Here is a 20,390-nt window from a genome sequence, read left to right on the forward strand (position 1 = left end):
AGGGCTCAGGGTGCAAGCGAGAGCGCCTGGTTGTCCATCCGGAAGCGCTCCGAGACGACGAACGCCCGGCCCGCGGAACCGCCGCCCGACGTCGCCGCCGAGTAGATGAGCTTCATCTGGGTGTCGAGCGTGACCGAGCAGCCGTACAGCTGGCCCGTGAGGCTGAGCATGGGGCTGCCGCCGGTCGTGTTCTTCACCGTCCCCGGCGTGTAGACCATCACCTGCGTGTTCGGGCCCTGCGAGAACCCGGTCGTGTTGAAGGTGATGCCCTTGCCGGCGCTGCCGACGGCCGCGCAGTCCGCCTTGCCCGACGGCCACGGCTCGACGAGGTAGAGGCTGTGCTTGTTGCCGTCACCCGACTCGACGCGGAACGCCGTCTTGACCGTGGCGCCCGACATGAACAGCACCGCGTCCGCGTAGAGCTTGATCGTCAGCCCGCCTCCGAGCCCGACGGACGACGTCCCGCAGCCGCCCGAGGCGGTCGGCTGCTGCAGGTCGTAGATCGTCGGGGTCGCGATGACCAGTGGACCGCTGAAGTTCGAGGACCCGCTGACCCAGTCCTGCGAGCACTCGTCCGCGAGGTACGGGCCGGTCTTGAGCGCGGCGAGGTCCACCCGCCACTTGCGCTGGATCCAGCCGCTCCAGCGGGCGTCCGTCTTGGTCAGCTTGGGGTACTCCAGGCTCGGGTCGCCCGGCGGGAAGTAGACGCTCATGTCCGGCGCCGCCGGCGCGGACACCGACGAGTCGGGGATCGTCTTGGAGGCCGCCGTCACCTTCGCGGCGGTGAAGCCGCCGGTGAGCGAGCCCTTGATCCGCACCGTGCCCGGCGTCGTGATCGTCACCGAGCTGTTCGCGTTGACGCCGTTCGCGATCGTGACGTTGCCGTTCCACGTCTGGGGGTTGGACAGCTTGAGCTGCCCGCCGATCTGGATGTTGCCCTTGAGGTTGCAGGCCGACGAGATCTCGACGTTGCCGACGACGACGAGGTCGCCCAGCACGGTCGCACCGGAGGTCGGGCAGTAGAAGTTGCCGCCCACCCACATCTTGCCGTTGACCTTGCACGTCGTGTTCCACGTGACGTTGCCCGCGACGATCACGTCGCCGCCGACGAAGCCGTCGGCCGGGCACGTCAGGTTGCCCTTGCTGATGAAGCTCCCGTCCATCTTGCAGACGGTGTTGATGATCGACGTCTCGGACAGCGACGAGTTCACGAACACGCCGCCGTCGGTGTCCATCGCCGACGAGCAGTCGAAGTGGTCGGTGACGATGTCGCCGTCGGCGCCGACGAGCGTGAGGTTCGTCTTGGCCTCGGTCTTGACGTCGCCGAAGATCGCGGAGTCGAACTCGGGCGAGGTCGGACGCGACACGACGGTGAACTGGCCGACCATCGTGCGGATGTCGCCCGAGTCGTTGCCGGTACCCGGCGTGCCGCTCCACCCGGTGGAGATCACCCGGAACGGCGTCGGGGTGCCCCCGGGCGGGGCCGCGACCGGGCAGCCGTTCGTCCACGAGGCCTCGAGCGCCGGGTCGGCGCCCGCCGAGACGAGGCGCTGCACCTGCGCACGCCAGGCCGGGCTCGTACCGGACCCCGTGCCACCGGACCAGCAGGTCCCGCTCGAGACGTTCGCCGCGGCGGTCTCCATGCCTGCCTCGGCGGCCGACTTCGCGTTCACGGACGAGCGCGAGGCCGTCGTCTGCCCGATCGCGAACACCACCGTGCCGACGAGGGCCACCATGAGGACCGCGATCACGGCGCTCACGCCGATCACCGCCACCAGGGACGCACCCTCGTCGTCGCGACGGGCCCGACGCACGAGCGACATCACGCGGCTCTCTACACGCACGGCATGCCTCCGGGGGTCTCGCCGTCGAGCTGCAGCTGACGGCGCGGGACGATCGTGGACGAGAGGTCGACGGGGACGCGCGAGTCGCCCTCGCGGAAGGTCAGGGCGGCCTGGATGCTGCCGGGGTACCAGGCCTCGGCGTCGACCGCGGGCTCGAGCGCGACGAACGGGCTCGCACCGCTGATCGCAGCCACACCGCGCGCGACGATGGGCCACGACGCCGGGTTGACCGAGGTCGCCGGCGTCCCGCTCGCCTGCGCGGGTCGGGTGATCTTGTGCAGCTGGTCGTCGGCGTCGAGGTACCAGGCGACGCACCGCCACGTACCCGTGCTCGCGACCTCGCCCTGGTTCTGCCGTGTCTTGAGGATCAGGACGTCCCCGCGGCCGTCGGTCGGCTCGACGGCCATGGACGTCGACGAGCGCACGTCGGTCTCGACGGCGAGGCGCACCGAGGCCTGCAGCTCGTCGAAGACGACCTTCGCGTTGTTGCTCGTCGTGGTCGTATCCGTGACGGCACCCTGGGTCTGCAGGGTCTTGATGAACAGCGACCCGATGATGCCGAGCATGATGATCGACATCATGCTCGCGACGATGAGCTCGACCATCGAGAAGCCCGCGTCGGCGCGGTCCTCACGCACTGCGCGGCGCACGCGGGTGCGCAGGCGGGCGATCACTCGAGCCCCAGCGCGATGCGCGTGGTGCTCGTGGCGAGCACCTTGCTGGTGTCGGACGCCTCGACGACCGTCACCGTGTAGGTGACGACCGGCGCGTTCGACGAGGTGGTGCAGTTGGCGGGCGCTACGCCCGCGGAGACGATCATCTTGAGCGGGAGCCCGCGACCGTCCGTGCGGTTCGGCGGAGCACCGGCCGAGACCACGTCGGCCCACTTCGGGCACGCCTTGACCGAGTCGAGGCCGGCGACCGACGCGTGCACCGTGTCGACCTGCTCGGAGGCCCACTGCGTCGCGGACTCGATCGCCGAGTTCCGCGCGGAGGCGTTGATCGCCGAGAACAGCAGCGCGATCGTCGTGATCAGGAGGAGCGCGAACAGCAGCATCGAGACCATGACCTCGACCAGGCCGAAGCCCTCGTCGTCCCCACGCCGGGCCGGCAGCCACCGCGCCACGTCAACCTCCTCCGAGACACCGCTGTGGGGCACCACGTGCGTGGTGCCCCACAGCGGGACTGTCATGACTGGAACCAGTCCCAGCGGGGACTAGATCAGCAGGTGGTCGAGCCGGAGAAGATCTCGCCGCTCATGTTGGTCGAGAAGTCCTCGACCTTGCCACCGTCGACGTGGGCACCGATGCACAGGTCGTCGAGCGAGGTGCTCGCGATCGTGATCGTGACGCCCGGGCTCGCCTGGAAGTCCTCGGGAGCGGCCGTGGCGGAGCCACCCGTCGCCGTGAAGGTGTAGGCCGGGGCCGTGCCACCGACGGTGACGCCGGTCGCGTCGGGCGCCTCGGTCAGGACCGACGCCACCGCGATGCGGGCGTTGCCGAGGTCCGTCTTGGCCGCGGAGTCCTTGGCCTTCTTCTGCTGGTCGAGGTACACCGGGATCGCGATCGCCGCGAGGATGCCGATGATGATGATGACGACGAGGAGCTCGACCAGCGTGAAGCCCTGGTCCTTCTCGTTCATCGCCTTACGGATGCGAGCCATCATGATGATGTCCTCTTCGTTCGAGCGGAGTCTGTCGTTGTCAGAATCAAAGCCCCGGCCTGCGGGGCCGGTTCGGGTGATGCATCCGGTCTATCGTCCGGGTCCGACTCGGCCTTGAGCGGCAGTTCCACCCGGGATCCGAATTCACCCGAACGGCCGCAGAAAGGTCAGCCGATGAGGTCGAAGACGTTGAAGATCGGCAGGTACAGGGCGACGATCATGCCGCCGACGACGAGGCCGATACCGAGGATCATGATGGGCTCGATCAGGCTCGTGAGCTGCTCGGTCGTCGCCTCGACCTCCTGGTCGTAGAACTCCGAGATCTTCTCGAGCATCGTCTCGAGCGCACCCGAGTCCTCACCCACGGCCATCATCTGGGTCACCATCGAGGGGAACACCTCGTGCTTGCCCAGCGGACCGGTCAACGACTCGCCCCGGCGCACGGATTCCTGCACATCCTTGATGGCGGCCTCGATGACCCAGTTGCCCGAGACCTCGCCGACGATGTCGAGGGCCTGGAGCAAAGGGACGCCGGAGGCGATCATGGTGCCGAAGTTGCGCGAGAAACGGGCAATTGCGATCTTCTTCGACAATGCGCCGAAGACGGGAAGCCGAAGGCGCCACGGATCGACCCGCTGACGCACGCTGTCGTCGTTCTTGTGCTTCTTCCACCACGACATGAAGACGATCGCGGCGACGATCAGCACGGGTCCGAGCCAGCGCATGAGGTTCGAGAGCCACACGAGCATCTGGGTGGGCAGCGGCAGCTCGCCGCCGAGCCCCTCGAACATGTTCTTGAAGACCGGGACGATGAAGATGAGCATGACCGCGACCGCGATGATCGCGATGCAGAACACCACGGTCGGGTAAGCCATCGCGGACTTGATCTTGCCGCGCAGCTTGACCTCGGCCTCGTAGTTCTCCGCGACGGAGACGAGCGCCTGCTCCAGGAAGCCGCCGACCTCGCCCGCCTTGATGATGTTGATCATCAGCGGCGGGAAGACGTCGCGGTGCTTCTGCAGCGCCGACGACAGCGAGCCACCGGTCTCGACGTCGGCGCGCACCGCGCCGAGCACCTTGGCCAACGGCTTGCTCTCGGTCTGCTCCGCGAGGATCGACAGCGTGCGCAGCAGCGACAGACCGGCCGAGATCATGGTCGCCATCTGGCGGGACATGACGGCGAGGTCCTTGAGCGTGACCTTCTCGCCCATGCCGGGGATCGTGATCTCGCGCTGCAGTCCGGAGGTCGAGACCTCGTTGATCGAGACGGCCGCGAGGCCCATCTCGCGCAGACGGTTCGCGACCGCGGCCTGGTTGCTCGCCTCGACGCGGCCCTTGATGATCTTCCCGGACTTGTCCCGGACCGCGTACTCGAAGGTCTTGCCTGCCGTCGCCGCCATCACAGGGCTCCGAACTGCGCGTCGGCCAGCGCGGCTCCGCCCTGCGGGCCACCGGAGAACCGGCCGGTCAGGCGGTTGAAGTCCTCGACGTGGTGGCACTTCTCGAGCCCGACCTCGTACGAGATCGTGCCCTTCTTCACCAGCTCCGACAGGTGCTGGTCCATGGTGTGCATGCCCTGCGAGGCGCCCGCCTGCATCGACGAGTAGATCTGGTGCGTCTTGCCCTCACGGATGAGGTTGCGCACCGCGGGCGTCGCGACGAGCACCTCGGTCGCGACCGCACGGCCCGGGCCGTCGGCACGCTTGCACAGCGTCTGGCAGACGACGCCCTGGATCGCGCCGGCAAGCTGCGTGCGCACCTGCGACTGCTGGTGGGACGGGAACACGTCGATGACACGGTCGATCGTCTGCGCCGCGTCCTGCGTGTGCAGCGTCGCGAAGACGAGGTGACCGGTCTCGGCCGCGGTCAGCGCAACGGAGATCGTCTCGAGGTCACGCATCTCACCGACGAGGATGATGTCCGGGTCCTGACGCAGCACGTGCTTGAGCGCGTTCGCGAAGGACAGGGTGTCCGCGCCGACCTCACGCTGGTTGACCAGCGACTTCTTGTGGCGGTGGAGGAACTCGATCGGGTCCTCGACCGTCATGATGTGGTCCTCGCGCGTGCGGTTCGCGAGGTCGATGATCGACGCGAGCGTCGTCGACTTGCCGGAACCCGTCGGACCCGTCACCAGCACGAGACCGCGCGGCAGACCCGCGAAGTTCCCGACGACCGCCGGGACGCCGAGGTCCTCGAGCGGCTTGATCTCGTAGGGGATCACGCGGAACGCCGCACCGATGGACTCACGCTGCTGGTAGATGTTCACGCGGAACCGCGCCAGGCCCCGCACCGCGTACGAGAAGTCGAGCTCGAGGTTCGCCTCGAACGTCTCGCGCTGCTTCTGGGTCAGGATCGAGTACAGCGTGCGCCGCAGCGGCTCGGGCGACATCTGGCCGAAGCCCTCGAGCGGCTTGAGCGAGCCGGAGACGCGGACCATGGGCATCGCTCCCGTGGTCAGGTGCACGTCGGAGGCGCCGAGCTCGACCATGCGGGTGAGCACCTCGTCGATCGGGAGGTCACCCTCCTGGGCACCCTGCGCCATGCCGACGCGCGACGCGCCGCGGTCGCGCGTCTTGCGCTGCTCGGCGGGAGCCTGCGGCGCCGCGGGCGCGGCCGGCGCGCCACCTGCGGGCGCCTGCGCCGACGGCACGCTTGGCGCAGCCGGCGTGAACGTGGTCGTCGCGGGCGCGGGCGTGAAGCTCGTCGGCGCGGGCGAGAAGCTCGTCGCCGGGCCGCCCGGCGTGAAGGTCGCACGGGCCGGGACACCGCCGCCGCCGGGCACGAAGCCCGCGGACGCCGCGGGCGCGCTCGGGGCCTGGCCCGGCACTGCGGGGTAGGCACCGCCCGCGGGCGTGTAGGTGGGGTGCGCAGCCGTGCCACCGGCCGGGGCGCCGTACTGCTCGCGCGCGGCCGCGACCGACAGCGGGGCGGACTGCGGCGCGGCGGCCTGCGCCGGCACGCCCATCGGCGCGGCCGGTGCGGGCGCGCCCGCGGACTGCGACGGGATCGGCGAGAACATCGCCTGCGGCTGCACGGGAGCGGGGCCCGCCTGCGGACCCGCCGGCCGGTACGGCGGCAGCGGCCGTGCGGGATCACCCGGCGACGGCTGATAGTGCTCGGTCACGTCTTTCCCCTCCCGAAACGGCGCGGCGCGCGCCTGCGCAGCATCGGCCACGATGCCCTGGACGGTTCATCGGCCCCAGGTCGGACGTACTTGAGAACCGGACAACATGGAGTTGTCACGCGACGACGCGCAGGATCTCCTCGATCGACGTCTGCCCCATCGCGACCTTCTGCCAGCCGTCGTTGCGGAGCGAGATCATGCCCTGCTTCACGGCCGTGGCGGCGATCTCGGCCGACGACGAGTGGGCGACCGCGTGCCGCTCGATCTCCTCGGTGACGCGCATCACCTCGTGCAGCGCGAGGCGACCCTTGTAGCCGGTCTTCGAGCACGCGGTGCAGCCGCCCGGCCGGAACAGCTCGGGGATCGGCTCGCCGTCCACCCACGGGAAGCGGGCCGCGATCATCTCGTCGACCGACGGCTGGTACGGCACCTTGCACTTCGGGCACAGGCGACGGGCGAGACGCTGGGCGACGACGCAGTCGAGCGCCGAGCCGACGAGGAACGGCTCGATGCCCATCTCCGTGAGACGGGTGACGGCCGACGGCGCGTCGTTCGTGTGCAGCGTCGACAGCACCAGGTGACCCGTGAGGGCGGCCTCGACCGCGATCTGCGCGGTCTCGTGGTCACGGATCTCACCGAGCAGCACGACGTCCGGGTCGGAGCGCAGGATCGAGCGCAGGGCCGCGGCGAACGTCAGACCGGCCTTCGGGTTGACCTGCACCTGGTTGATGCCCGCGAGGCGGTACTCGACCGGGTCCTCGACGGTGATGACGTTGATGTCGGGCTTCGAGACCGCGTTCAGCGTCGCGTAGAGCGTGGTCGACTTCCCGGAACCGGTGGGCCCGGTGACCAGGATCATGCCGTAGGGCTTGCTGTACGACTCCTTGTACGTCGCGTAGTTCTCGTCGAGGAACGACAGGTCACGCAGGTCGAGGCTCGCGGTCGAGTTGTCGAGGATACGCATGACGATCTTCTCGCCCCACACCGTCGGCAGCGTCGCCACGCGAAGGTCGATCTTGCGGCCGTTGTGCATCACCGACATGCGGCCGTCCTGCGGCTTGCGCTTCTCGGCGATGTCGATGTCGCTCATGATCTTCACGCGCGAGATCACGCCACCGGTGATGTTCTTCGGCGAACGCTGCGTCTCGTGGAGCACGCCGTCGATCCGGTACCGGACACGCAGGTCGTGCTCGGTCGGCTCGATGTGGATGTCGGACGCACGGTCCGTGATCGCCTGCGTCACGAGGAGGTTGACGTACCGCACGATCGGCGCGTCGTCCTCGACGAAGTCGCCCATCCGAGCCAGGTCGGCGGCCTCGGCCTCGGCCTGCGACTCCTCGAACGCGTTGGAGAGGTCCTCCATCTCGTCGTCGGCCCGCACGAAGCGGTCGATCGCGCGCAGCACGTTGTCGTACGTCGCGACGACCGGCTGGACCTGCATGCCCGAGACCGACCGGACGTCGTCGACCGCCAGCACGTTGCCGGGGTCGGCCGTGGCGAGCACGAGCACACCGTTCTCGATCGCGACCGGCAGGACGGTGTAGCGGCGGCAGATGCCCCCCGGCACCATCGCCAGCGCGGCGCGGTCGACCGGGTACTCGTCGAGGTCGACGAACGGCATCCCGACCTGGGCGGCGAGCGCCTGCACGAGCTGTCCCTCGGTGAGCATCCCCAGCTCGACGAGCGTGCGACCGAGCGACGAACCGGCGGTCATCTGCTCGTCCAGCGCAGACAACAGCTGCGCCTCCGTGACCAGACCCTCTTCGAGCAGAATCTCGCCCAGCTGCTTCACGGCACCTCCCAGTGGCACATGACCGTCGTCATCGACCTATCGGCACGCCGTCCACCGGGCCTGAGGACAACCTGACGATCCGTCACCAGGCGGGTGACGCGAGCGACCTGAGGAGACCTCGTGCACGCCCCGCGCGGGAGCCGTCGCGACCGCCGTGCTCCCAGGCGCCGCGCGTATGCTCCCGGGATCCCCCGCGTCCAGGAGTCCCCCATCACCACCTCAGCTCGCCCGGTCACCGCCGTCCTCCCCCAGCAGAGCCACGCCCCGCTCGCCGCCGAGCGCACCCCGGCCGAGCGCGCCGACGACGGCTCGATGATCGACGCCGCGGTGGTCGACGCCGCGGTGGTCGACGCCGCGGCGGTCGACGCAGCGGAGATCGACGAAGCGGTGATCTCCGCCACCCGCGGCCTCGGCGCCCCCGCGCGGCCCATCGTGCTCGTGCACGGGACGCGCACGTCGTCGGCCATCTGGGCGCCGCAGGTCGCCGAGCTCCAGCGCCGCGGGCACGGGACCGTCGCGATCGACCTGCCCGGCCACGGCGCCCGCACGCACGAGCGGTTCACGCTCGAGGGCGCGCTCGACGCGGTGGACGCCGCGGTCACGTCGTGCGCGGCTCCCCCGCTCCTCGTCGGGCTGTCGCTCGGCGGGTACGTGAGCCTGGCGTACGCGGGACGTCACGAGGACCGTGTCGCGGGCGTCGTCGCGGCCGGCTGCTCGACGCAGACCCGCGGCCCGCTCCTGCGCGCCTACAGCCGCGTCTCGACGCGCGTCGCCGACGTGCTGCACCTGGGTGGCGGGACGTGGCACGTCGTCACCGACATGCTGCACGCGCTCGCGGCCTACTCCCCCTTGGCGGACCTGCGCCGGCTGACCCTGCCGGTCTGGCTCGTCAACGGGCGGCACGACCCGCTGCGCCTCGAGGAGCGTCGCTACCTGCGCGCACACGCGGGGGCTCGCCTGACGGTCGTCCCCCGTGCCGGGCACGACGTCAACACGCACGCGCCCGAGGCGTTCAACCGCGTGCTCGTCGCCGCGCTCCGCGAGCTCGCACCGCAGCGCGGCGCCTGACGACGACGGGCCCGCCGCGCCGGTCGCGAGGACCGGGCGGCGAGCCCGTCGATGTCAGGTGAGGAGCGACGTCAGGCGACGCGGTCCGACTCGTCGCCGATCTTGTGGACGACGATCGAGTTCGTCGAGCCGACGACGCCGACCGGCGCGCCCGAGACGACCACGACGTAGTCGCCGACCTCGGCGAGACCGTTGGCCCGCAGCGTCTTGTCGACCTGGCCGACCATCTCGTCGGTGCTGCCGACCTGCGGCACCTGGTGCGTCTGCACGCCCCAGCTCAGCGACAGGACGTTGCGCACCGACTCGACCGGCGTGAACGCGAGCAGCGGGATCGGCGAACGCAGACGCGACATGCGGCGCGCCGAGTCACCGGACTGCGTGAACGTCACGAGGTACTTCACGCCGATCCGCTCGCCGATCTCGGCGGCAGCGCGGGTGATCGCACCGCCGCGCGTGTGCGGCGTCGAGCCGAGCGGAGCGATGCGCTCGCGGCCGAGCTGCTCGGTGGCCTCGATGATCCGCGCCATCGTGCGCACGGTCTCGATCGGGAAGTCGCCCACGCTGGTCTCGCCCGAGAGCATGACCGCGTCGGCGCCGTCGAGCACCGCGTTCGCGCAGTCCGAGGCCTCGGCGCGGGTCGGACGCGGGTTCGTCGTCATCGACTCGAGCACCTGGGTGGCGACGATGACCGGCTTGGCGTTGCGGCGAGCGAGCTCGACAGCACGCTTCTGGACGAGCGGGACCTGCTCGAGCGGCAGCTCGACGCCCAGGTCACCGCGGGCGACCATGATGCCGTCGAACGCCTGGACGATCTCCGCGAGGTTCTCGACGGCCTGCGGCTTCTCGATCTTGGCGACGACCGGGACGATCCGGCCCTCCTCCTCCATGATCTGGCGCACGCGGTCGTAGTCCGAGGCGGACCGGACGAAGGACAGCGCGATGAAGTCGCAGCCCTGCGCCAGGCCCCAGCGCAGGTCGGCCTCGTCCTTGTCGCTCATCGCGGGCACGGAGACCGCGACGCCGGGCAGGTTGAGGCCCTTGTTGTTGGAGACGGTGCCGGGGACCTCGACGCGCGTGACGACGTCGTTGCCCACGACCTCGATGACCCGCACGAGGACCTTGCCGTCGTCGATCAGGATCGGGTCGCCGGGCTTCACGTCGCCCGTGAGGCCCTTGAACGTCGTCGAGACGCGCTCCTTGGTGCCCTCGACGTCGTCGACCGTGATGGTGAAGGTGTCGCCGACCGCGAGGTCGTGCTTGCCCTCGACGAACCGGCCGAGACGGATCTTCGGGCCCTGCAGGTCGACGAGGACCGCGACCGAGCGGCCGGACGCCTGGGCGGCGGCACGCACGTTCTTGATGACCTTGGCGTGCTCCTCGGGCTCGCCGTGGCTCCGGTTGATGCGGGCGACATCCATCCCGGCGTCGACCAGCGCCTGGATCATGTCGAGCGACTCCGTTGCCGGGCCGAGGGTGCAGACGATCTTTGCTCTACGCATGAAGGCGAGCCTATGCCTTTCGTTCACATGTGCTGGGTCCGAACGTCCCGTCGGACCACCGCGGCCCGCGGGTAGGGGTCAGGGGCGAAGGGCCAGAGTGCTGGCCTCGACGGGGCTGGGGAGCTCCGTCGCACCTGACAGGTACGTGTCGACGGCGGCGGCCGCCGCGCGGCCTTCCGCGATCGCCCACACGACGAGTGACTGCCCGCGGCCGGCGTCGCCCGCGACGAAGACGCCCGGCACGGCCGTGGCGTAGTCGTCGGTCCGGGCGAACGCACCGCGAGGGGTGAGCTCGAGGCCGAGCTGCGCGACCGCGGTCTGGGTCTCGGGGCCCGTGAAGCCCATCGCGATGAGCACCAGGTCGACCGGGAGCTCACGCTCGGTCCCCGGCGTCGGGACGCGGCGGCCGTCCTCCAGGTAGTGCGTGGTCGCCAGGCGCAGCGACGCGACGCGCGTGCCGGTCGCGTCCGGCTCGAACGCCACGGTCGACGCGAGGTACGCGCGCTCGCCACCCTCCTCGTGCGAGGACGAGACCTCGAACAGGATCGGGTCGGTGGGCCACGGCTGGTGCGGAGGGCGCTCGGTGGGCGGGCGCTTGCCGATCGCGAGGGTCGTGACCGACGCCGCGCCCTGACGCAGGGCGGTGCCGAGGCAGTCGGAGCCGGTGTCACCGCCACCGATGATCACGACGTGCTTGCCCTCGGCGGTCACCTGACCGGCCACGGGCTTGCCCGCGGCCGCCGCGTTCGCCGGGTGCAGGAAGTCCATGGCGAACATCACGCCGTCGAGGTCCTTGCCGGGCACGGCAAGCTCACGCGGCACGGTCGCGCCGGTCGCGATGACGATCGCGTCGTAGCGCGCCTGCAGCTGCTCCCACGACAGGTCGCGGCCGATCTCGACGCCCGGGCGGAACCGCGTGCCCTCGGCCTCCATCTGCGCGAGGCGACGGTCGATGTGGACCTTCTCGAGCTTGAAGTCCGGCACGCCGTAGCGCAACAGGCCGCCGATCGCGTCGTCACGCTCGTACACGGCGACGGTGTGACCGGCGCGCGTGAGCTGCTGGGCCGCGGCCAGGCCGGCCGGGCCCGAGCCGACGACGGCCACGGTGTGACCCGTGAGCCGCTGCGGCACCTGCGGCGTGACGAGGCCGCGCGCGAACGCCTCGTCGATGATCGAGACCTCGATGTTCTTGATCGTCACGGGCGGCTGGTTGATGCCCAGGACGCACGACGACTCACACGGGGCCGGGCAGATCCGGCCCGTGAACTCGGGGAAGTTGTTCGTCGCGTGCAGGCGCTCGATCGCGTCGGACCACTGGCCGCGCCAGACGAGGTCGTTCCACTCCGGGATGAGGTTCCCGAGCGGGCACCCGTTGTGGCAGAACGGCACGCCGCAGTCCATGCACCGGCCGGCCTGCTCCTTGAGGAACGGCTGCCCCTCCTCGAGGTGCGCGTGCACGTCCTTCCAGTCGCGCAGCCGCACCTCGACGGGACGGTTCGGCGGGAGCTCGCGCTCCCGGACCTTCAGAAAGCCACGGTGGTCAGCCACGGGCCACCTCCAGGATCTGGTCCCACACGCCGGGGGCCGCGGGGTCGAGGCCCTCGGCCTCGGCCTGCGCGAGCGCGCGCCGGACGCGTGCGTACTCGGTGGGCAGGAGACGGGTGAAGCGCGGGCGCCAGTCGCCCTCGAGCAGCTCGGCGGCCACGGGCGAGCCCGTGTCCTGCGCGTAGCGCACGAGAAGCGACTCGACGAGCGCCGCGTCGTCGTCGTCCAGCGGCGCGAGCGACAGCTCGCCCGACCGGACGGCCTCGACGTTGACGAGCTCGGGCTGCAGGTCGACGACGTACGCCGTGCCGCCGGACATGCCCGCGCCGAAGTTCCGGCCCGTCCGCCCGAGCACGACGACCGTCCCGCCCGTCATGTACTCGCACGCGTGGTCGCCCACACCCTCGACGACGAGCGTCGCGCCGGAGTTGCGCACGGCGAAGCGCTCGCCCGTCAGGCCGCGCAGGAACGCCTCGCCGGAGGTGGCGCCGTAGCCGATCACGTTGCCGGCGATGACATTGTGGCTGGACGAGAGCACCGAGCTGCGGTCGGGGCGCACGATCACGCGACCGCCCGACAGGCCCTTGGCGACGTAGTCGTTCGCGTCGCCGAACAGACGCAGCGTGATACCGCGCGGCAGGAACGCGCCGAACGACTGCCCGGCCGACCCCGTGAGAGTCACGTCGATCGTGTCGTCGGGCAGACCCGCACCGCCGAGGCGCCGCGTGACCTCGTGCCCGAGCATCGTGCCGACCGTGCGGTTGACGTTGCGCACGGGCAGCGAGATGCGCACGGGCTCGCCGCGCTCGAGGGCGTCCGCGGACAGCGCGATCAGCCGGTTGTCGAGCGCGCGGTCGAGGCCGTGGTCCTGGTCCTTCGTGTGGTGCAGCGCCGAGCCGGGCTTGGGCTGCGGGACCGCCAGGACCGGCGCGAGGTCCAGGCCCTCGGCCTTCCAGTGGTCGATCACCGCACGCGTTTCGAGCAGCTCGACGTGGCCCACGGCCTCCTGGATCGACCGGAAGCCGAGCGCGGCGAGGTGCTCGCGCACCTCGGTGGCGATGAACTCGAAGAACGCCTCGACGAACTCGGGCTTGCCGGTGAACCGCGCCCGCAGCTCCGGGTTCTGCGTCGCGACGCCCACCGGGCAGGTGTCGAGGTGGCAGACGCGCATCATGATGCAGCCCGAGACGACGAGCGGCGCGGTCGCGAAGCCGAACTCCTCGGCACCGAGCAGCGCACCGATCACGACGTCGCGGCCGGTCTTGAGCTGACCGTCCACCTGCACCACGACGCGGTCGCGCAGGTCGTTCATCACGAGCGTCTGCTGGGTCTCGGCCAGGCCGATCTCCCACGGCGTGCCCGCGTGCTTGAGCGACGTGAGCGGGCTCGCTCCGGTACCGCCGTCGTGGCCCGAGATCAGCACGACGTCCGAGTGCGCCTTGGCGACACCCGCGGCGATCGTCCCGACGCCGAACTCGGAGACGAGCTTGGTGTGGATGCGCGCCTTCGGGTTCGCGTTCTTCGCGTCGTGGATGAGCTGTGCGAGGTCCTCGATCGAGTAGATGTCGTGGTGCGGGGGCGGCGAGATCAGCCCGACGCCGGGCGTCGAGTGCCGCGTCTTGGCGACCCACGGGTAGACCTTGTGCCCGGGCAGCTGACCACCCTCGCCGGGCTTGGCGCCCTGCGCGAGCTTGATCTGGATGTCGTCGGCGTTCGTCAGGTACTCCGACGTCACGCCGAACCGGCCCGAGGCGATCTGCTTGATCGCCGAGCGGCGCTCGGGGTCGTGCAGGCGCTCCGGGTCCTCGCCGCCCTCACCGGTGTTCGACTTGCCGCCGATGCGGTTCATCGCGATGGCGAGCGTCTCGTGGGCCTCGGCCGAGATCGAGCCGTACGACATCGCACCCGTGCTGAAGCGCTTGATGATCTCGCTCACGGGCTCGACCTCGTCGAGCGGCACGGGCTCGCGCACGCCCTCCTTGAAGGCCAGCAGGCCGCGCAGGGTCATGAGGCGCTTGCTCTGCTCGTCGACCCGCTTGGTGTACTGACGGAACACGTCCATCTGCCGCGTGCGGGTCGAGTGCTGCAGGCGGAACACCGTCTCGGGGTCGAACAGGTGGTCCTCGCCGTCACGGCGCCACTGGTACTCGCCGCCCACCGCGAGCCGCTGGTGGGGCTGGCGGTTGCCGGAGGCCGGGTACGCGTCGGCGTGCCGTGCCGCCACCTCGGCCGCGATGACGTCCAGGCCGATGCCACCGAGGCGGCTCGTCGTGCCCGTGAAGTACCGGTCGACGAGCGCCTGCGACAGACCGATCGCCTCGAACACCTGCGCACCGCGGTAGGAGGCGATGGTGGAGATGCCCATCTTCGACATGACCTTCAGGACGCCCTTGCCGAGCGCCTTGATGAGGTTCTTGACGGCCTTGTCGGGCGTCACGTCGCCGAGGTAGCCGTTGCGCGCGAGGTCCTCGACGGACTCCATCGCGAGGTACGGGTTCACGGCCGCGGCCCCGTAGCCGATCAGCAGCGCGACGTGGTGCACCTCGCGCACGTCGCCCGCCTCGACGACGAGCGAGATCTGCGTGCGCGTGTGGCGGCGCAACGTGTGGTGGTGCACCGCCGAGAGCAGCAGCAGCGACGGGATCGGCGCGAGCTCGGCGTCCGAGTTGCGGTCCGACAGGACGACGAAGCTGACGCCGTCGGCAACCGCACGGTCCACCTCGGCGAAGATCTCCTCGAGGCGGGCCTCGAGCGCCGCTCCACCGCCGGACGCCTTGTACAGGCCCCGGATGATCGTCGAGCGGAACCCGTGCCGGGGCTCCTTCTCGACGTGCACGATCTTGGCGAGCTGGTCGTTGTCGAGCACCGGGAACGGCAGGATCAGCTTGCGCGCGTGCTCGGGCCCGTCCTGCAGCAGGTTCGGCTCGGGACCGATCGCGCCGCCGATCGCCGTGACGAGCTCCTCGCGGATCGCGTCGAGCGGCGGGTTCGTCACCTGGGCGAACATCTGCGTGAAGTAGTCGAACAGCAGGCGTGGACGCTGCGAGAGCACCGCGACGGGCGTGTCGGACCCCATGGCGCCGAGCGGCTCGGCGCCGTTGGCGGCCATCGGCGTCAGGAGGACCTTGAGCTCCTCCTCGGTGTACCCGAACGCGCGCTGCCGCCGGCGCACCGAGGCCGCCGAGTGCGCGACGTGCTCACGCTCGGGCAGCTGCTCCAGGTAGACCGAGTTCTCCTCGACCCACTGCGCGTACGGACGCTGCGCCGCGAGGCCCGCCATGACCTCGGAGTCCGCGATGATCCGGCCCTGGCCGGTGTCGACCAGGAAGAACAGACCGGGCTCGAGGCGGCCCTTCGCGACGATCGAGGCGGGGTCCAGGTCGAGCACGCCCGACTCGGACGCGCACACCACGAGGCCGTCCTCCGTCACCCAGTAGCGACCCGGGCGCAGGCCGTTGCGGTCCTGCACGGCACCGATCAGCGTCCCGTCGGTGAAGGTCATGGCCGCCGGGCCGTCCCACGGCTCCATGAGCGTGGAGTGGTACTCGAAGAACGCGCGCGTGGCCGGGTCCATCTGCGCGTGGTTCTCCCACGGCTCCGGGATCATCATCATCACGGCGTGCGGCAGGGACCGGCCCGACAGGTGGAGCAGCTCGAGCACCTCGTCGAAGCTGCCCGAGTCCGACCCACCGGGGGTGCACACGGGCAGCAGCGGCGCGAGGTCGCCCAGCTCCTCGGACGCGAGCATGCCCTCACGCGCCGCCATCCAGTTGCGGTTGCCCCGGACGGTGTTGATCTCGCCGTTGTGGGCGATCATCCGGAACGGCTGCGCGAGCGGCCACGACGGGAACGTGTTGGTCGAGAAGCGGGAGTGGACCAGCGCGATCTCGGACGCGTACCGCGGGTCCGACAGGTCCGCGAAGAACGGCTCGAGCTGGCCGGTGGTCAGCATGCCCTTGTACGTGATGGTGCGTGCCGAGAGCGACGCGAAGTACACGCCGTGCTCACGCTCGGAGCGCTTGCGCAGGCGGTAGGCGCGGCGGTCCAGCGCGATGCCCGACAGCTCGCGGGACGGGTCGGCGACGACGAGCTGGCGGAAGACCGGCATCGACGCGCGGGCCGTGGGACCCACGAGGTCGGCGGTCACGACGACGTCGCGCCACGCCAGCACGTCCAGCTTCTCCTCGGCGGCCACGGCCTCGACCGCGGCGACCGCGGCGGCGCGCTCGACCTCGTCCTGCGGCAGGAACGCCATGCCGATCGCGTAGTAGCCGACGGGCGGCAGCTCGGCGTCGACCACGTCGCGCAGGAACGCGTCGGGGATCTGCGTGAGGATGCCCGCACCGTCGCCCGAGTCCTCCTCGGCGCCGACGGCGCCGCGGTGGTCGAGGTTGAGCAGCGCGGTCAGGCCGGCGTCGACGATGTCGCGTCCCGGCGTGCCGCGCAGCGTCGCGACGAACGCGAAACCACAGGCGTCGTGCTCGGCCGACGCGTCGTACATGGGGTACGACGCGCGGTCGAGCGACGTGCTCGGCAGACCGCTGGGCGACGTCATCTCTACCGTCCTCACAGTGCCCCGGACGGGTCCGGGGCTCGCACGAACTTGGGGGGATCGGGACGTCGTCGGCCCTGGTGGTGGGGCGACGATACAACCCGCCGAGACGGGGAGCCGCATCGCCCTGTGTGACCAGGCTCACACCGAGCCGGGCCGTTCTGGGGCGGTCGGACCCTGCCGTCAGGTGGCCAGGCGACCGTCCTCGTCGTCCGTCGGGACGGTGGCCTCGTCGGCCTCCGCGCCCTGCGGGACGTCCTGGTGCTGGTCCTCCTGCTGCTCGGGGGGTACCTGCAGGCCGTCCAGCGTCACGGTCGACTCACGTCCGGGATGGCGACGGCCGACCACGATGAACGCTACCAGCGCTCCGAGGCCCACCAGGATCGACGTCCAGACGTTGAGTCGCAGCCCGAGGAAACCGTGCGCCGGGTCGATGCGCAGCGCCTCGATCCACAGCCGTCCCGAGGTGTACACGACGACGTAGAGCCAGAACACCCGGCCGTGCCCGAGCCGGAACCTGCGGTCCGCCCAGATCAGGAGCGCGGCACCCAGCAGGTTCCACACCATCTCGTACAGGAAAGTCGGGTGGAACAGCGTGCCCGCGGTGTGACCGGCCGCCTCCGCCACCGCGTCGTCGACGCGCAGGCCCCACGGCAGCGTCGTCGGGCCGCCGAACAGCTCCTGGTTGAACCAGTTGCCGAGGCGACCGATCGCCTGCGCGACGAGCAGACCGGGTGCGAGCGCGTCCGCGAACACGGTCAGACGCACGCCGAGCCGGCGGCAGCCGATCCACGCGCCCACGGCGCCGAGCGCGACCGCGCCCCAGATGCCGAGGCCGCCCTCCCAGATCGCGAAGGCCCGCCACGGGTCGCCGCCCTTGCCGAAGTACGCGTCGGGCGACGTGATCAGGTGGTAGATGCGGCCGCCGAGGATGCCGAACGGCACCGCCCAGAACGCGATCTCGACGACCTGGTCGGGGTCGCCGCCGCGCTCCGCCCAGCGCCGTTGCGTCATGAGCACGGCCGCGACGATGCCGATGAGGATCGCGATCGCGTACGCGCGCACGGGGAACGGTCCGAGGTACCACACACCCTGGGACGGGCTGGGGATCGCGGCCCGTACGCCCTCCGTCAGGGCCGTGAGAGTCACCGACCCGCTCCGCCGGAGGCCGGGCGGTCGGCTGCGCGGACGCCGGCGGCGAGCTCGGAGGTGAGCTGCGCGAGCCGGTCGATGCCGGTCGCCTCGTCGGGTGCGTCCACGAGCGTGCGCACCAGCGCCGAGCCCACGATCACACCGTCGGCGTAGCTCGCGACCTGCGTGGCCTGCGCGGGGGTCGACACGCCGACACCGACGCACACGTGCGCCGCCCCGGCCGCTCGCGTGTCCGCCACGAGTGCCTGCGCGCGGGAGCCGACCGTGGCCCGCTCCCCCGTGACGCCCATCGTCGACGCCGCGTAGACGAAACCCCGCGACGCAGCGACCGTGCTCGCGAGCCTCTCGGGCGTCGAGCTCGGCGCGACGAGGAAGACACGGTCCAGCCCGTGCGCGTCCGACGCGGCGATCCACTCCGCGGCCTCGTCCGGGATCAGGTCGGGCGTGATCAGCCCGGCTCCGCCCGCCGCCGCGAGGTCGCGCGCGTAGGCCTCGACGCCGTAGCGCAGCACGAGGTTCCAGTACGTCATGACGAGGACCGGCGCACCGCGACCGGCGACCTGCTCGACGACCGCGAGCGTGTCGCGCACGCGCGTGCCGCCCCGCAGCGCGTGGTCGACCGCGCGCTGGATGATCGGGCCGTCCATGACCGGGTCGGTGTACGGCATGCCGAGCTCGACCACGTCCGCACCCGCGTCGACGAGCGCGCGCACCGCGTCGACCGAGCCGGGCACGCTCGGGTAGCCGACCGGCAGGTAGCCGACGAGCGCCGAGCGTCCCTCGGCCGCGAACCGGTCGAGGAGGGGGCCGGTCGTCGCAGGGCTCGCGGACGGGTCCGCCGCGCCCGTCGTCTGGCTCGTGGCCTCCACCGCGCTCACCGATCTCCCTCGCCGTCGTCGTCACCCAGCAGGCCGAACCACCGCGCGGCTGTGGCCACGTCCTTGTCGCCGCGGCCCGACAGGTTCACCAGGACCACCGGCTCGTTCGACCACTGCGCCGCCTGGGCACCGATCTGGATCGCGCCCGCCAGCGCGTGCGCCGACTCGATCGCGGGGATGATCCCCTCGCTGCGGCACAGCAGCCGGAAGGCGTCCATCGCCTCGTCGTCGGACACGGGCAGGTACGTGGCGCGCCCGATGTCGTGCAGCCACGAGTGCTCGGGACCGACGCTCGGGTAGTCGAGGCCCGCGGAGACCGAGTGGCTCGGGATCGTCTGCCCGTCCTCGTCCTGCAGCAGGTACGACCGCGCGCCGTGCAGCACGCCGGGCGCCCCGCCCTGGAAGCGCGCCGCGTGGTCGCCGTGCCCGAGGCCGCGACCGCCCGCCTCGAAGCCGAACAGCCGGACGTCCTCGTCGTCGAGGAACGCGTTGAAGATGCCCATCGCGTTGGACCCACCGCCCACGCACGCGGCCACCGCGTCGGGCAGGCGCCCGATCTCGGCGAGCAGCTGGGCGCGCGCCTCCTCGCCGATGACCTTGTGGAAGTCACGCACCATCTCGGGGAACGGGTGCGGACCCGTCACCGTGCCGAGCAGGTAGTGCGTCGTCTCGACGTTCGCGACCCAGTCGCGGAGGGCCTCGTTGATGGCGTCCTTGAGCGTGCGGGTGCCGATCGTCACGGGGACGACCTCGGCACCGAGCAGGCGCATGCGCGCGACGTTGAGCGCCTGCCGCTGCGTGTCCTCCTCGCCCATGTAGACCGTGCACTCGAGCCCGAGCAGTGCCGCGGCGGTCGCGGTCGCCACGCCGTGCTGGCCCGCACCCGTCTCGGCGATCACGCGCGTCTTGCCCAGACGCTTCACGAGCAGCGCCTGGCCGAGGACGTTGTTGATCTTGTGCGAGCCCGTGTGGTTGAGGTCCTCGCGCTTGAGGAACACGCGCACGCCCTCGCCGACGTGCGCCGCGAACCGCGGCACCTCCGTCAGCGGGCTCGGGCGGCCCGTGTAGGTGCGGTGCAGGCGCGCGAGCTCGGCACCGAACGCCGGGTCCGCCAACGCCTTGTGGTAGGCCGTGTCGAGCTCGTCGAGCGCCGCGATGAGGGCCTCGGGGACGAACCGTCCGCCGAACTCGCCCCAGTACGGGCCGACGTGCGTCGCGAGCGAGCCGAGCCGCGGCTCCTGACCGGGCACGAGCGGGCGACCGCCCACGTCCGC

Annotated in this window: 14 protein-coding genes; 1 reads left to right on the forward strand and 13 read right to left on the reverse strand. The window is 71.0% G+C overall.

Annotated features, from left to right (window positions below; all coding sequences use genetic code 11):
- Window positions 1-5: 5 nt before the first annotated feature.
- From CPE01_RS14655 to CPE01_RS14685, 7 genes are all read right to left on the reverse strand, one after another.
- Window positions 6-1,823, reverse strand: a complete 1,818-nt coding sequence (locus CPE01_RS14655; RefSeq protein WP_146807561.1) for a hypothetical protein — start codon at window positions 1,821-1,823, stop codon at window positions 6-8.
- Window positions 1,824-1,834: 11 nt separating this feature from the next.
- Complete coding sequence (locus tag CPE01_RS14660) at window positions 1,835-2,518, reverse strand: PilW family protein (protein ID WP_146807562.1); 684 nt, start codon at window positions 2,516-2,518, stop codon at window positions 1,835-1,837.
- Window positions 2,515-2,970 carry a prepilin-type N-terminal cleavage/methylation domain-containing protein gene (locus CPE01_RS14665; RefSeq protein ID WP_186811565.1) on the reverse strand — a complete coding sequence of 152 codons (456 nt, stop codon included), beginning with the start codon at window positions 2,968-2,970 and terminating at the stop codon, window positions 2,515-2,517. Before CPE01_RS14665 ends, CPE01_RS14660 begins: the two co-directional genes overlap by 4 nt.
- 95 nt (window positions 2,971-3,065) lie before the next feature.
- Complete coding sequence (locus CPE01_RS14670; RefSeq protein WP_094179962.1) at window positions 3,066-3,509, reverse strand: prepilin-type N-terminal cleavage/methylation domain-containing protein; 444 nt, start codon at window positions 3,507-3,509, stop codon at window positions 3,066-3,068.
- A gap of 164 nt (window positions 3,510-3,673) precedes the next feature.
- Window positions 3,674-4,906 (reverse strand): type II secretion system F family protein, encoded by a 1,233-nt coding sequence (locus CPE01_RS14675; protein ID WP_146807564.1) that lies wholly within the window; start codon window positions 4,904-4,906, stop codon window positions 3,674-3,676.
- Complete coding sequence (locus tag CPE01_RS16950) at window positions 4,906-6,630, reverse strand: type IV pilus twitching motility protein PilT (RefSeq protein WP_281285130.1); 1,725 nt, start codon at window positions 6,628-6,630, stop codon at window positions 4,906-4,908. Before CPE01_RS16950 ends, CPE01_RS14675 begins: the two co-directional genes overlap by 1 nt.
- A gap of 115 nt (window positions 6,631-6,745) precedes the next feature.
- Window positions 6,746-8,422, reverse strand: a complete 1,677-nt coding sequence (locus tag CPE01_RS14685) for a GspE/PulE family protein (protein ID WP_146807565.1) — start codon at window positions 8,420-8,422, stop codon at window positions 6,746-6,748.
- A gap of 120 nt (window positions 8,423-8,542) precedes the next feature.
- Between CPE01_RS14685 and CPE01_RS14690 the strand changes: the two genes are divergently transcribed.
- The gene (locus CPE01_RS14690; protein ID WP_246783979.1) at window positions 8,543-9,490 is read left to right on the forward strand and encodes an alpha/beta fold hydrolase; all 948 of its coding nucleotides are present in this window, start codon (window positions 8,543-8,545) and stop codon (window positions 9,488-9,490) included.
- Between the two features lie 71 nt (window positions 9,491-9,561).
- Here the strand turns inward: CPE01_RS14690 and pyk are convergent, their stop codons facing one another.
- The 6 genes from pyk to trpB all read right to left on the reverse strand — a co-directional run bounded on the left by pyk (window position 9,562) and on the right by trpB (window position 20,366).
- Window positions 9,562-10,989 (reverse strand): pyruvate kinase, encoded by a 1,428-nt coding sequence (gene pyk / locus CPE01_RS14695; protein ID WP_146807566.1) that lies wholly within the window; start codon window positions 10,987-10,989, stop codon window positions 9,562-9,564.
- Between the two features lie 78 nt (window positions 10,990-11,067).
- On the reverse strand, window positions 11,068-12,537 hold the full coding sequence (locus CPE01_RS14700) for a glutamate synthase subunit beta (protein ID WP_146807567.1): 1,470 nt from the start codon (window positions 12,535-12,537) through the stop codon (window positions 11,068-11,070).
- On the reverse strand, window positions 12,530-17,089 hold the full coding sequence (gene gltB, locus CPE01_RS14705) for a glutamate synthase large subunit (protein ID WP_146807568.1): 4,560 nt from the start codon (window positions 17,087-17,089) through the stop codon (window positions 12,530-12,532). The genes CPE01_RS14700 and gltB overlap by 8 nt, the downstream gene beginning before the upstream one ends.
- 180 nt (window positions 17,090-17,269) lie before the next feature.
- Window positions 17,270-18,235: a prolipoprotein diacylglyceryl transferase gene (gene lgt / locus CPE01_RS14710; RefSeq protein WP_246783980.1), complete on the reverse strand. Its 966-nt coding sequence runs from the start codon at window positions 18,233-18,235 to the stop codon at window positions 17,270-17,272.
- On the reverse strand, window positions 18,232-19,107 hold the full coding sequence (trpA, locus tag CPE01_RS14715) for a tryptophan synthase subunit alpha (protein ID WP_146807581.1): 876 nt from the start codon (window positions 19,105-19,107) through the stop codon (window positions 18,232-18,234). The genes lgt and trpA overlap by 4 nt, the downstream gene beginning before the upstream one ends.
- 5 nt (window positions 19,108-19,112) lie before the next feature.
- Window positions 19,113-20,366: a tryptophan synthase subunit beta gene (gene trpB / locus CPE01_RS14720; protein WP_146807583.1), complete on the reverse strand. Its 1,254-nt coding sequence runs from the start codon at window positions 20,364-20,366 to the stop codon at window positions 19,113-19,115.
- Window positions 20,367-20,390 lie beyond the last annotated feature (24 nt).

This window comes from Cellulomonas persica (assembly GCF_007989825.1).
Taxonomy (GTDB): domain Bacteria; phylum Actinomycetota; class Actinomycetes; order Actinomycetales; family Cellulomonadaceae; genus Cellulomonas; species Cellulomonas persica.

Excerpts from the sequence above, each read along its gene's own strand:
- CPE01_RS14655 (WP_146807561.1), bottom strand. The coding sequence starts at position 1,823 with ATGTCGCTCGTGCGTCGGGCCCGTCGCGACGACGAGGGTGCGTCCCTG.
- CPE01_RS14670 (WP_094179962.1), bottom strand. The coding sequence starts at position 3,509 with ATGATGGCTCGCATCCGTAAGGCGATGAACGAGAAGGACCAGGGCTTC.
- CPE01_RS14675 (WP_146807564.1), bottom strand. The coding sequence starts at position 4,906 with ATGGCGGCGACGGCAGGCAAGACCTTCGAGTACGCGGTCCGGGACAAG.
- pyk (WP_146807566.1), bottom strand. The coding sequence starts at position 10,989 with ATGCGTAGAGCAAAGATCGTCTGCACCCTCGGCCCGGCAACGGAGTCG.
- gltB (WP_146807568.1), bottom strand. The coding sequence starts at position 17,089 with ATGACGTCGCCCAGCGGTCTGCCGAGCACGTCGCTCGACCGCGCGTCG.